Raw genomic sequence first — 12,551 nt, forward strand, 5'->3', positions numbered from 1 at the left:
AGTGGAACAAATGTATCACTGACCCGTTGCGAGAAGCGTCTACGGAGCTGTGACGTACCTCGACCTCAGGTACTCGCCGACCGACTTCCCGATCTGGTCGACGCGCAGGTTCGACGAACCCCCGGTCCCGAGCAGCCCCTTGAGGACGACGTGCACCGCCCGCAGGTGCGGCAGCTCGTGCCGGACGACCTCGCAGTCCTTCGCCTCCGGCAGGAGCTCGCGGATCTTCTCGGTGCTCAGGGTCGTGCGCAGCCACTCCCAGTGCGCCGGGTCCGGCGCCCAGATCCCGACGTTGGAGTTGCCGCCCTTGTCCCCGGCCCGCGCGTAGGTGAGGTCGCCGAGCATCACCCGGCCCCCACCGGCCCGGGGGGCGCCGGCGGACCCGTCCTGCGGGGGCTGGGCGATCTCCTCGACGGTGGCGAACCGGGACGTGACGGGCGCGTCGAGCACCGTTCCGTCGTCGAGCACGGCGCGGTGCGGGACGAGCTCGGCGGGCAGCAGCGCGGGCCAGTAGTCGATCCGTGGCCACGGCTCGCTGACCCGCTGGGCGTGCCCGTCGTGGTGGAAGCCGGGAAATCCCTGCAGGTAGAGGCTGCCGACGGCGGGGACGAACCGGCGCAACGGCTCGGGGTCGCGGGCGGTCGCGATCACCCGGATCGGGACCGTCGCCTCCCACTGGTCGGACGGGTCCTGCGCCGCGGTGCCCAGCGGCGTCACGTCGAGTTGGTCGACGTGGCCCTCGAGCTGGGCGCGCAGCTGCTCGCGCAGCAGGTCCACCTTCTCGGCGACGTTCGGGGAGGTGCAGAACAGCATCTGGGAGATCTCGTAGCCGATCGGCGCGAACACCGCGATCTTCGCCGTCGGCGGCGGGGGAGATCCGGTGACCGGCCCGATCGCGACCCGGTCGGGCCCGACCTGCTCCAGCGTCACCGTGTCCAGGTGCACGGTGGCGTCGGGGTTGAGGTAGCGCGGGCCCTGGATCTCGTAGACGAGCTGGGCGGTGACCGTGTCGACGGTGACCATGCCGCCGTCGCGGGCGTGCTTGGTGATCACACTGGAACCGTCGGCGGCGATCTCGCCGATCGGGAAGCCGCACTTCACCATGCCCGGGACCTGCGTGAACCCGGAGAAGTTGCCGCCGGTGGCGTGCGCGCCGCACTCGATGACGTGCCCGGCGGTGACGGCGCCGGCCAGGGCGTCCCAGTCGTCCGGGGTCCAGCCGTGCCACCAGGCCGCGGGCCCGGCCGTCAGCGAGGCGTCGGTGACGCGGCCGGTGACGACGATGTCGGCACCCCCGGCCAGCGCGGCGGCGATGCCGAACCCGCCCAGATAGGAGTTCGCCGCGATCGGCTCGACGCCCCAGTCCTTGAGCGGCGCGCCGGTGTCGAGGTGCTCCATCCCGTGGCCCTCGGTGTGGAACTCGCCGAGCCGGTCCAGCACGTTGTCGCCCTCGACGTGGGCGACCCGTAGCGACAGCCCGGCCGCGGCGATCCGCTCCCGCAGCGCGTCGGCCAGGCCGGAGGGGTTGAAGCCGCCGGCGTTGGTGACGACCTTGGTCCCGCGCTCGGCGATCGTGGCCAGATGCGGCTCGAGCTGGCGCAGGAAGTAGGCGACGTACCCGCCGCTCGCGTCCTTGCGGTAGCCCACGGCCAGCGCGGCGAGGGTGACCTCGGCCAGGTAATCGCCCATCAGGACGTCGACGGGGTCACCGGCCAGCGCCTCGTCGATCGCGGTGAAGCGGTCGCCGAGGTAGCCGGAGAAGTTGCCGATCCGGATCGGGTTGCGGGGCACGGGGGTGACCTCCAGTCGAGCCGGGGCGCGGGCGGCCCCTCCCGGTCTCACGTGACCAGGTCCGTCCGGCCGGTGCAAGCGCGGCCCGTCGCGCACGGTCGTCCGCCGGGCGTGTCGGACCCCGGACCTGGGGTGGACGCCTCCGTGCCGGAGCCGCCCGGCCCCGTGTGGGGCACCGCCCACCGCATCCGGGGCGGCTCGTAGGCAACCAGCCGGTAGATTCCCTTTCCGAGCGTGCCCGGGTCCATCCGATCCGGGCCGGAGGCGTCCGAGGCACGGGCGTCGCACGAGTCGTTCGGAGGACATCGCGTGCAGCGAGACGACCCGTCGGGCACCCGGCCGGGCGGTCCCGCGCCAGCCGGCTCCCGCGGGGAGGGCGCTGCGCCGGGGACCGACGGCGACGCCGTCATGGCCGCCCTGGCCCACCGGCTCCGCGCCCGCTCCGAGCGCCAGCAGCTGCTGACCGAACGCCTGCGCAGCGGTGAGCTGCGCCCCGGCGCCCTGGCCGACCTCGCCGAGCTGGCCGCCGCAGCCCGTCGCGGGGTGCGCGACGGCGACCACATCCTCGTCATGTCCGGCACCCCGCCGACGCCGCGCAGCACCGGGGCGGTGCCGCTGGGGCAGGCCCTGTCGACGGCGGTCGCCGCCAGCGAAGCAGCCTCCCGCACCGTCGTGCCGCCGACGCCGAGCGTGTCCCTCGACGGCGCCGCCGAGCCCGTCTTCGGGCAGATCCTCGCCGAGCTGCTCGCCCACGCGGTCACGACGACCGGGCCGGGTGAGCGTCTCGAGCTGCACATCCGCTGGGCGCCCGACGGCGGCGTCGTGCTGGAGCTGCTCTGCGCCCAGCCGGCGCAGAACCGGGCCCCGATCGAGGACCTGGACCGGATGCTGGCCGCCGGCCGCCCGGACGGTGCGGTGGCTCCGAACGAGATCGGGCTCTATGTCGCGGCCCGCCTGGCCCGCGCGATCGGTGCCCGGCTCGGGACCCGCAGCTCCGCCGGGACGCAGTCGGTGCCGGGGCTCTCGCCGGTCGCGGTGCTGCATCTCCCACCGTCGCTGCTGGCCGGGGGCCGTGGGGGTGGGCAGGACTCGGTCCGCACCGAGGACGTCGTCGCGCCCGGTCCCGAGGACCTCGCCCCGGTCGCCGAGACACCGTCCGAGCCGCCGGCGCCGTCCGTCCCGTCCGCCGAGCCGCCCGTCCCGCCGTGGCCGCCGATCCCGGCCGGGACCGGGGCCGGTAGTACGTCCGCCCAGCTCCCGACGGGCCAGCTCCCGACGGGTCAGGTCCCGACGAGCCGGTTGCCGACGGGCCCGGCCCCGGCGGGTCAGCTCCCGACCGGGCAGGTCCCCACCGAGCAGGTCCCGACGGCGCAGGCCCCGAACGGGCACGCCCCGCTCGTTCCGGGGGACCCGGCGGTCGGTCAGGTACCGCCGGGGGAGGGGCCGTCGCGCATCCCCGTGCGGCCGATGCCCCTCGGCGCGTGGCGCCGGCACCCGAACGCACCGCAGTCCGGTCCGAGCCCCGACGGCCCGGCCGGTCCGCCGCGTTCACCGCAGGGCCCGCCGGTCCCCGGCCAGCCGCTCTCCGGCCAGGCGCTCTCCGGGCAGTCGGGTCCGCGGCCGCCGTCCCTCCCGGTCCCGCCGCTGCCCACGAGATCGCCGCAGGGGCCCGGCGCGCGGCCGCCGTTCCAGCAGCAGCCGGTCGCCGAGACGCCGCCGGTGACCGAGGCGTTGCCGGTCCCCGGCACGACCCCGCCGGTCGAGCTGTTCGGGCCGTTCGACACGGACGTGCCGGTGGCCGTCGACGACATGGACGGCACGCCGATCTTCGCCGCCGTCGCGTCCGCCTGGTTCCGCGACCCGGAGGGTGCCGCGGGGTCCGCCCGGACCACCGCGCTGCCGACCGCCGGGACGAACGGCGCCCGCGGCCCGGAGAACTGGTCCACCGTCGGTGACGCCGAGTTCGAGGCCGCCCGGATCCGCGCGAACCGTGTCGTCGAGTCCCCGACCACGGCCCAGGGCCTGCCCCAGCGCCGTCCGGGGCAGCAGATGGTCCCGCCGTCACGCCGGGACGCCGGCGCCTCCCGGCACGCCAGCTCGATGGAGCGCCAGCCCGACCGCGTCCGCAACCGCCTGGCCAGCTACCAGCGCGGCCTGCGGGAGGGCCGGCACCGCGCGGCCGAGGAGCAGCAGGGCACCAACGGTGCCGCCGCGAACGGCAACGGATCCGCTCCGTGGCCGACCGCCCAGCCGATGGCACCGGTACCGGGTCACGGGCGTCCCGAGGCGCACGGCTTCCCGGGCGACAACGGCACCAACGGTGCCGCGCCCTTCGGCGAGGACGGCCGCAACGTCGGCTGAAACGGTGGGACGTCGCCGGTGCGGCGGGCGTAGGTTCGGGAACCAGACCGCGAGCCGCCGTCCGGAGAGGACCGGAGATGACCGCCGGCGCCACCGTCCCGATCGAGCTCGACCACGCGTTCCTGCAGGATCCGCACGCCGCCTACGCGCTGCTGCGGGAGGAACGGCCGGTGACCCGGGCCGTCACCGGGCTGGGGCTCAACGTCTGGGTCGTCACCCGCTACGCCGACGTCCGGGCCGCGCTCAACGACCCGCGTCTGTCCAAGCAGGGCAGCCGCTTCGGCGAGATCATCCAGCGTCACTCGGTCGCCCCGGAGCGCCTGGTGCAGTTCTCCGAGGTCTTCTCCGAGCACATGCTGAACTCCGACCCGCCGGACCACACACGGCTGCGCAAGCTCGTCGGCCGCGCGTTCACGGTGCGCGCGATCGCCCGGATGCGGGAGCGGATCACCGAGATCGCCACCGGCCTGGCCGACGCGATGCAGGCCCGCCTGGACGCCGGTGAGCGGGAGGTCGACCTGCTCGACGCGTTCGCGTTCCTGCTGCCGATGACCGTCATCTGCGAGATCCTCGGCGTGCCCGAGGAGCGGCGTGACGACTTCCGGCGCTGGTCGAGCACCCTGCTCTCGCAGGGCGAGCCCGACGTCCGCGCGACGGCGAGCCGGGAGATGGGCGCGTTCCTGTCCGGGCTCGTCGAGCAGAAGCGCGCCGAGCCGGGTGAGGACATGCTGTCGGCGATCGTGGCGGAGACCGAGAGCAGCGCCGGCGGAACGAGCATCGGCGCTGCCGACGAGGACCGGCTGAGCACGACCGAGGCCACGTCGATGGCGTTCCTGCTGCTCGTCGCCGGGCACGAGACCACGGTGAACCTGATCGGCAACGGGATGCGCGCCCTGCTCACCCACCCCGAGCAGATGGCTCGCCTGCGCGAGGACCTCGACCTGGCCCCGAAGGCGGTCGAGGAGTTCCTGCGCTACGACGGCCCGATCAACCTCGCGACCCTGCGCTTCACCGCCGAGCCGGTGACGATCGGCGGCGTCGACATCGGCGAGGGCGAGATCGTCATGATCGCCCTGGACTCCGCGAACCGGGACCCTGAGCGCTACCCGGACCCGGACACCCTCGACCTGACCCGCGACACGAGCAACCACGTCGCGTTCGGCTACGGCATCCATCACTGCGTGGGTGCGGCGCTGGCCCGGCTGGAGGGTGAGATCGAGTTCCGGACGCTCGTCGGCCGCTTCCCGCACATGTCCCTCGCCGCCGAGCCGCAGGAGCTGGCCTGGCGCGAGTCCACCCTGATCCGCGGCCTGCTGCGGCTACCGGTCCGGCTCGCCTGACCAGCCGGCGCGGTCGTCCCACGCCTGCAGCGTGCGGCGGCTCTCGAACCGGCGGGGCTCGCCGCTGACCGGGTCGGTGAACTCCAGTGTCCGGGCGAGGAGCTGCAGCGGGCGGGCGAAGTCGTCCAGCGGGCGATCGCGGAGGTCGGGGTAGAAGTCGTCACCCAGGATCGGCACGCCCAGCTCGCTCATGTGCACGCGCAGCTGGTGGGTGCGCCCGGTGTAGGGGGTGAGGCGGTAGCGGCCGCGGCCGTCGCGGTGCCCGTCGAGCTCGACGAGCGTCTCGGCGTTGACCTCACCGGGCTCGGTCACGGCCTGGAAGACGCCGCGCTCCTTGACGATCCGGGACCGGACCGTCCGCGGCAGCTCCAGCGACGGCTCGTACGGCGCGATCGCCTCGTAGGTCTTCGCGACGCGACGCTTGGCGAACATCGTCTGGTAGGCCCCACGCAGCTCCGGGCGCACGACCAGCAGCAACAGGCCTGCGGTGGCCCGGTCGAGGCGGTGCGCGGGGCTCAGCGCGGGCAGGTCGAGCTCGCGGCGCAGGCGGACCAGCGCCGTCTCCAGGACGTGGCGCCCGCGCGGGATCGTGGCCAGGAAGTGCGGCTTGTCGACGACGAGGATGTCGTCGTCACGGTGCACGATCCCGATCCCGAACGGGACGGCGACCTCGTCGGGCAGGTCGCGGTGCAGCCACAGGAACGTCCCCGGCGCGAACGGGCTGTCCGGACCCAGCGGGCCGTCGGTGCCGACGATCTCGCCGCCGGCCAGCATCTCGTCGAGCCGGACCGGGTCGACGCGGGGGAGCCGCTCGATCAGGTGCGCCCGCATCGACGGCCAGGTGCTGCCGTCGTCGGGGGTCCGCAGCCGTGCCGGGTCCAGCCCGTGCCGCTGCGGCAGCGGGGATCGGAGCCGGCGTCGCACCGGGTCCAGGCTACGGGCGGCGTGACCCGATTCTCCCTGGGGTTCGGCCGCGCCGGTCGTTAGCGTGGTCGCTCGTGAGCTGGGCTTCCTACGGTGCGTACCTGTTGATCGTCGTCGTCCTCGTGCTGGTCCCCGGACCGGACACGTTCGTCCTCCTGCGCTCGTCGCTGACCGGCGGGCGACGGTCGGGCCTGCTGACGACGGCCGGGGTGTTCACCGGCAACGCCGTGCAGGGCAGCGCCGCGGCGTTCGGGCTCGGGGTGCTGATCACGCAGTCGCACACCCTGTTCACGATCCTGCGCTGGGCCGGTGTCGCCTACCTCTGCGTCCTCGCGTTCGGCGCGCTGCGGGCCGCCCGGCGCGGCGACTACCCCTCGCTCGACGGCGCGGCGCCGGTCGCCGGAGCGGGGAAGGCGTTCGGGCGCGGGTTCCTGTCCAACGTCACCAACCCGAAGATCCTGATCATGTACCTGTCGGTGCTTCCGCAGTTCCTGGTGCCCGGTGTGACCGGGACCGGCGACGCGCTGCTGCTCGCGCTGACCGTCGCCGTGCTGGGCGGGCTCTGGTTCGTCGGGCTGGTGCTCCTCGTGCACCGCGCCCGGGAGTGGTTCTCCCGGCGCCGGGTGCGCCGCGCAGGGGACGCGGTCTCCGGCGTCGCGCTGCTGGGCTTCGGAGCCGCGCTCGCCGTCGACTGACGCGTCATCGCTGCCTTTCGGCGAACCCGGTGCCGTGGTGTGTACCTGATCAAGACCCGGGGCCGCGCGCTTGCCCGCATCGTGGGTGAGAGTTCATGATGCGGGTGACACCGACGTCGTCGACGTGACCCGCGAGGGCCGTCCCGCCCCGTGGAGCGTTCTTGTCCGACACCGCGATCATCGTCAACACGGTCGTGGCCGTGCTGGCCACGGTCCTGCTCATCGTCCGCTTCCGGCTGAACCCGGTGGTCTCGCTCGTGATCGGCGCGGCCTATCTCGGGCTGACCGCGGGGCTGGGTGTCGAGGGCACCGTCGAGGCGATCACGGGCGGGTTCGGCGACATCCTGGCCGAGGTCGGGCTGCTGATCGCGTTCGGTGTGCTCACCGGCGCAATGCTGCAACGGGCCGGCGCGATCGAGCGGCTGGTCGCGATGCTGCTGCGGGTCTGCGGCCCGCGCGGGATGCCGTACGCGACGGCCGTCACCGTCGGTACGGTCCTGCAGTCGATCTTCGTCGACGTCCTGCTCGTGATCTCCGCCCCGCTGGCCCGGCGGCTCGCACCCCGGATCGGTGACCACGGCCTCCCCCGGATGGCGACCGCCCTGGCGATCGGCCTGGAGTGCGGAATCGTGCTGATGGTCCCCGGCGTCGGGGCGCTCGCGCTGGCCGGCCTGCTCGGGGTGCCGCTGGGGACGATGCTGCTGGCCGGGTTCGTGCTGGTCGTGCCGACGGTGCTGATCGCCACCGCGATCATGACGTTCGTCTTCCGCCGGGGCTGGTGGGATCCGATCCGGGACGAGCAGGCCGAGCTCGCCGCCGCGGGCCCGGTCACCGGCGGCAGCCCGGCGGGTGGGCCGTCCACCGACGATGCCGGGCCCGCTGCGACGGCGGCCGCCCCGGACCGGGAGCCCCTCGCGGCGGCCGCGGCACCGTCGTCGACCACGCTCACCGACGCCGGTCCGATGCGGCGCGATGTCTCCCTGCTGCTGCTGTTCACCCCGCTGCTCGTGGCGTTGCTCCTGATCGCCGCCGGTGCGGTGCTCGAGGTGGCCGAGGTGTCGGTCCCGGTGCTCGCGTTCGTCGCCGAGCCGGTGATCGCGCTGCTGATCGGGCTGATCGGCACCACCGTCGTGTGCTCCTACGCGACCGGGCGGACCGCCGTCGAGGAGTCGGTGGCGGGCGGGTTCCGGGAGAGCGGGCAGATCCTGATCCTGACCGGCGTCGGCGGCTCGCTGGCCACGACCATCCAGAAGGCCGGGCTCGGCGACATCCTCGGGCAGTACTTCTCCGCCACCACCGTCGCCCCGCTGCTGATGGTCTGGGTGATCGCCGCCGTGCTGCACGTCGCGATCGGATCGGTGACGATCTCGGCGATCACCGCGGCCGGCGTCCTGGCCCCGGTCGCGCCGATCATCGGGCTCAGCCCGGTGCTGGTCGCGCTGGCCGCGGGGGCCGGATCGCTGTTCGCCGTGCACGTCACGTCGAACACGTTCTGGTTGCTGCAGTCGCTGATGGGGCAGACCACCCGTGGAGCGTTGAAGACCTGCTCGGTGGGGGTCTCGGTCGCCTCGGTGGTCGCGATCGGAATCATCCTGCCGATGTCGCTGGTGTTCTGACCATGTCCGTCGAAAGAGGAGTCATGACGACCGACCTGCCGCTGTCCGGCGTCCGCGTGCTGGAGCTGGGCAACTACATCGCCGCCCCCACCGCCGGTCGCCTGCTGGCCGACTTCGGCGCCGAGGTGATCAAGGTCGAACGGCCGCGGACCGGCGACGAGGTGCGCAACTGGCGCCTCTACGCCGGCGACACGTCGATGCTCTACCGCACGCTGAACCGCAACAAGAGCTCCGTCGTCCTCGACCTGCGCACCGACGCCGGACGCGACGCCGTCCTCGCGCTGGTCGCGCAGTCCGACGTGGTGCTGGAGAACTTCCGGCCCGGCACGCTGGAGAAGTGGGGTCTGGGTCCGGACGCGCTGGAGACGGCGAACCCCGACGTCGTGCTCGTGCGGGTCTCGGCGTTCGGTCAGACCGGGCCGCTGGCGCACCGCCCGGGCTTCGCCGCCGTCGCCGAGGCGATGGGCGGGCTGCGCGAGCTGGTGGGGGAGCCGGACCGGCCGCCGTCGCGGACCGGGGTGTCGATCGGTGACTCGATCGCCGGGCTCTACGCCGCGTTCGGCGCGATGATGGGTCTGTTCCAGCGCGAGACCCGCCGCGGCACCGACCGCCCGGTGCACCGCCGCCTCGACGTGGCGTTGAACGAGGCCGTGCTGTCGATGATGGAGTCGCTGATCCCCGACCACCTCGCCTATGGGGTGGAGCGGCAGCGGGTCGGCGGACGGATGGAGGGCATCGCCCCGTCCAACGCCTACGTCTGTGCCGACGGCGGCTCGGTCGTCATCGCCGGGAACGGGGACTCGATCTACGGCCGGTTCATGGAGGTCATCGGACGTCCGGAGCTGGGCACCGAGCCCGACCTGGCGTCCAACGCCGGTCGGTGGGCGCGGCGCGACGAGCTCGACGCCGCGATCGAGGCCTGGACGAGATCCCTGCCCCGCGCTGAGGTCCTGGAACGGCTGGAGGAGGCGGGCGTCCCGGCCGGGCCGATCTACGCCGCGCCCGACATCGTCGCCGACGAGCAGTTCAACGCCCGCGACATGATCCAGTACTTCGACGTGGACACCGGTGGGTCCGCTCCGCAGCGAGTCGGCTTCCCGGGTGTCGTGCCGGTGCTGGACGGCACGTCGGTGCCGGTCCGCAGCGTCGGGCCGGACCTGGGCGCGGACACCACCGAGATCCTGCACGGACTCCTCGGCTACACCGACGAGCAGGTCGCCGCGGCGGCCGGAACGGAGACGTCATGACCCTGCTGCGCGATGTCACCCTGCGCGACGGCCTGCAGCTGACCGGAAAGCTCCTCCCGACGCAGACGAAGGTGGACCTGGTCCGGGCCCTGCTGGCGGCGGGCGTGCCCGAGCTGGAGATCGGCTCGCTGGCCCGCGGCGACATGGTCCCGCCGCTGGCCGACACCCTCGACGTCGTCGCCGCGCTCACCCCGGAAGAGCTGGAGCGCTGCTGGGTATGGGTCGCGACGCCGCGGCACGTGGAGAAGGCGGTCGCCGCGGGGGCGCGCAACGTCCAGTACTGCTTCTCGGTCTCCGACGCCCACAACCGCGCCAACATCGGCCGCGACACCGAGGTCAGCCTCGCCGCCATGCCGGCCGCCGTCGAGCACGCACTCGGTGCGGGCGGGCGGATCGAGCTGTGCCTGGCCACGACGTTCACCTGCCCGTTCGACGGCCCGGTCGACCCGGACCGGGTACTGCAGATCGCGAACGACCCGCGCACCGAGGGCGCCTGCGACATCGTCCTGTGCGACACGCTCGGTCAGGCGATCCCGTCGCAGGTGGGTGCGTTGCTGACCCGGGTACGCGAGGACTCGCCGGCCCGGCGGATGGTCTTCCACGGCCACGACACCTGGGGCCAGGGCGTCGCCAACTCGCTCACCGCCGTCGGTGCGGGTGCGGAGATGGTCGACGGCGCGCTCGGCGGCCTGGGCGGCTGCCCGTTCGCGCCCGGGGCGAGCGGGAACACGGCGTCGGAGGACCTGCTGTTCGCCCTGCGCCCGGACTGGCTGACGCCGGAGGTGCTGGCCGGGCTCGTGGAGCGGTCCGAGGACCTGCTGGCCGAGCTGGGGGAGCCGAACCGCTCCCGCGCCGTGCAGGGCGTCCGGTCCGAGGCCAGTGCCTTCGCCTGGACCGCGGGGCCGCGCGCCTGATCGACCCGTGATTGTCGGTGCCGGCCGCTATCCTCCCGGGCATGGGTGCGACGTACTCGGTGGGTGATTCGAGCACGGGCGGGGGTTCGCTGCGTCGAGGTGCCTCGCCGCAGGCGATCCGATCGGCTCTGCTCGCGGAAGACCGGCGCAGGTTCGACCTTGCATACGAGTCAGCCCTGACCGAGGCCAAGGTCAGTCTCGACCTGACCGCGTTGTTCGAGATGCTGGAGACTTGGCGGGGGTTGGCCCTGCTCCAGCAGGATCCGTCGCGGTTTCACGCCGTGGCCCGTCGCGCCGCGGAGCTGTTGACCGGGGAGCCGAGCCCGGACGACGAACCGCTCTCGGTCACCCGCGCCAAAGCCCGCATGTGACCGTCTCGCCTGCCGGTGTACACAATCCGTTCCAGTGATCAGGTCGACGACCAGATCACCCACCTACCGGCCGATGCTCTTGTCGGCTTCGTCGAGACGCGTGCAGTTCTCGAGCTTGCACCGTGTTCGGGACGTTCGGTCAACACGGCTGCCCCGGACGCCCTGGTGCGCTTCCGGACGTTTGGTCCGTATGACCGTGGCGCGGTGTTCTACCTCGTCCAGGAACGCGACCGTCGCGTCGACCTGCTGGACGTGCTGTGGGTCGGATGAGGTCACGGATGGTGTCCGACCCGCCGATCAGACCGGCCGGGAGAGCTCGGCTGTGATCTCGGGGCCGGTCCAGGTCGAGGTGACGAGGATGCGGCGCAGGCTCAGCAGCGGGCGGGTGCGGTCGACCGGCTCGTCGCCGAGCTGGAAGGCGGTCCGGTAGCCGGCCTGGTCGAGGTGGGGGAAGGCGGCGGGGTTCCAGGCGCCGAACGGGTAGGCGAAGTGCCGGACCGGGGCTCCGATCAGCGTCTCCAGCTCGCGGCGCGGGCGGTCGAGCTGGGTGGCCCAGTCGGCGCCGGAGTAACGGTCGACGCGGTGGTGGTCGTAGGTGTGCGCCCCGATCGTCATGCCTTCGCCGTGCAGGCGCCGGACGTCGTCGCGGCGCATCCAGTCCGGCTTGCCCAGCGGCACCGTCATGACGAAGAACGTGGCCGTCAGCGTCCGGCGTCGCAGCTCGGGGAGGCCGACCGAGATCTGGCTGCCCTGCGAGTCGTCGAAGGTCAGCAGGACCGGGCGGGGCGGGAGCGCGGCGCCGGTGGTCAGGTGGGCGAGGTAGTCGTCGGGGCCGATCGCGGTGAACCCGCCGGCAGCGATCCCGTCGAGCTGCGCGCGGAACATCGCCGGTGGGCAGATCAGGGACCCGCGGGAGTAGGCGGAGTCGTCGGAGCGCCAGTCGCGCAGCTGGTGCCAGCACAGGACGGGCACCGTCGCGCGGGGGAGGACGGCCGCCGCGGGCGCCGCCATGTCGATCTTCGCCGGGGCCGGGGCCGGGGAGGTGGTCGTCGGTGCGGCAGGCGCCGGGGCCGGAGTGGCCGGAGGCGGTGTGGCGGAGGCGCTGCACCCGGCCACCGCGCCCAGCGCGACGGCTCCGGCCGCCCCCAGAACCGTGCGCCGTGACCACCGGGGGACCTCGTCGGAGTGCACCACGAAAGCGTGACACCCCGACGACGCCGACGACCGCGACGCGAGGTAGGCAGACGGGTGACCCGGCCACCGCGCCGGGACGACCGCGCCGGGGACGCCCG

General features: G+C 73.6%; 11 protein-coding genes. 8 read left to right on the forward strand and 3 right to left on the reverse strand.

Translation table 11 applies throughout. The annotated features are described in order from the left end of the window. Nucleotides 1-39: 39 nt before the first annotated feature. Nucleotides 40-1,791, reverse strand: coding sequence for an acyclic terpene utilization AtuA family protein (locus tag EV383_RS13925; RefSeq protein ID WP_242623085.1), 1,752 nt, complete (start codon nucleotides 1,789-1,791; stop codon nucleotides 40-42). Between the two features lie 309 nt (nucleotides 1,792-2,100). Between EV383_RS13925 and EV383_RS13930 the strand changes: the two genes are divergently transcribed. Then, on the forward strand, nucleotides 2,101-4,152 hold the full coding sequence (locus tag EV383_RS13930; protein ID WP_130290309.1) for an ATP-binding protein: 2,052 nt from the start codon (nucleotides 2,101-2,103) through the stop codon (nucleotides 4,150-4,152). A gap of 77 nt (nucleotides 4,153-4,229) precedes the next feature. Then, nucleotides 4,230-5,492 carry a cytochrome P450 family protein gene (locus tag EV383_RS13935; RefSeq protein ID WP_130290310.1) on the forward strand — a complete coding sequence of 421 codons (1,263 nt, stop codon included), beginning with the start codon at nucleotides 4,230-4,232 and terminating at the stop codon, nucleotides 5,490-5,492. Here EV383_RS13935 and EV383_RS13940 read toward each other — a convergent pair. Next, entirely contained in the window at nucleotides 5,472-6,416 is a 945-nt protein-coding gene (locus tag EV383_RS13940) for an RluA family pseudouridine synthase (RefSeq protein WP_130290311.1), read from the reverse strand. The two genes, EV383_RS13935 and EV383_RS13940, sit on opposite strands and share 21 nt — an antisense overlap. Before the next feature lie 74 nt (nucleotides 6,417-6,490). On the opposite strand from EV383_RS13940, the gene EV383_RS13945 reads away from it, so the two are divergent. The 6 genes from EV383_RS13945 to EV383_RS13970 all read left to right on the forward strand — a co-directional run bounded on the left by EV383_RS13945 (nucleotide 6,491) and on the right by EV383_RS13970 (nucleotide 11,529). Further along, nucleotides 6,491-7,111: a LysE family translocator gene (locus EV383_RS13945; RefSeq protein WP_130290312.1), complete on the forward strand. Its 621-nt coding sequence runs from the start codon at nucleotides 6,491-6,493 to the stop codon at nucleotides 7,109-7,111. Nucleotides 7,112-7,272: 161 nt separating this feature from the next. Next, a complete protein-coding gene (locus tag EV383_RS13950) occupies nucleotides 7,273-8,727 on the forward strand; it encodes a GntP family permease (RefSeq protein ID WP_130290313.1) in 1,455 nt (484 codons plus the stop codon). A gap of 23 nt (nucleotides 8,728-8,750) precedes the next feature. Continuing rightward, a complete protein-coding gene (locus EV383_RS13955; RefSeq protein WP_130290314.1) occupies nucleotides 8,751-9,974 on the forward strand; it encodes a CaiB/BaiF CoA transferase family protein in 1,224 nt (407 codons plus the stop codon). Beyond that, the gene (locus EV383_RS13960) at nucleotides 9,971-10,888 is read left to right on the forward strand and encodes a beta/alpha barrel domain-containing protein (RefSeq protein WP_130290315.1); all 918 of its coding nucleotides are present in this window, start codon (nucleotides 9,971-9,973) and stop codon (nucleotides 10,886-10,888) included. The genes EV383_RS13955 and EV383_RS13960 overlap by 4 nt, the downstream gene beginning before the upstream one ends. A gap of 41 nt (nucleotides 10,889-10,929) precedes the next feature. Then, nucleotides 10,930-11,259: a DUF6247 family protein gene (locus EV383_RS13965; protein WP_130290316.1), complete on the forward strand. Its 330-nt coding sequence runs from the start codon at nucleotides 10,930-10,932 to the stop codon at nucleotides 11,257-11,259. A 15-nt stretch (nucleotides 11,260-11,274) separates the two neighbouring features. Continuing rightward, complete coding sequence (locus EV383_RS13970; RefSeq protein ID WP_242623086.1) at nucleotides 11,275-11,529, forward strand: hypothetical protein; 255 nt, start codon at nucleotides 11,275-11,277, stop codon at nucleotides 11,527-11,529. Nucleotides 11,530-11,556: 27 nt separating this feature from the next. Here the strand turns inward: EV383_RS13970 and EV383_RS13975 are convergent, their stop codons facing one another. Then, a complete protein-coding gene (locus EV383_RS13975) occupies nucleotides 11,557-12,450 on the reverse strand; it encodes a polysaccharide deacetylase family protein (RefSeq protein ID WP_130290317.1) in 894 nt (297 codons plus the stop codon). Between the last annotated feature and the right edge of the window lie 101 nt (nucleotides 12,451-12,551).

Origin of the sequence: Pseudonocardia sediminis, from assembly GCF_004217185.1 — a bacterium.
Taxonomy (GTDB): Bacteria; Actinomycetota; Actinomycetes; order Mycobacteriales; family Pseudonocardiaceae; genus Pseudonocardia; species Pseudonocardia sediminis.

Excerpts from the sequence above, each read along its gene's own strand:
- EV383_RS13935 (WP_130290310.1), top strand. The coding sequence starts at position 4,230 with ATGACCGCCGGCGCCACCGTCCCGATCGAGCTCGACCACGCGTTCCTG.
- EV383_RS13955 (WP_130290314.1), top strand. The coding sequence starts at position 8,751 with ATGACGACCGACCTGCCGCTGTCCGGCGTCCGCGTGCTGGAGCTGGGC.
- EV383_RS13965 (WP_130290316.1), top strand. The coding sequence starts at position 10,930 with ATGGGTGCGACGTACTCGGTGGGTGATTCGAGCACGGGCGGGGGTTCG.
- EV383_RS13960 (WP_130290315.1), top strand. The coding sequence starts at position 9,971 with ATGACCCTGCTGCGCGATGTCACCCTGCGCGACGGCCTGCAGCTGACC.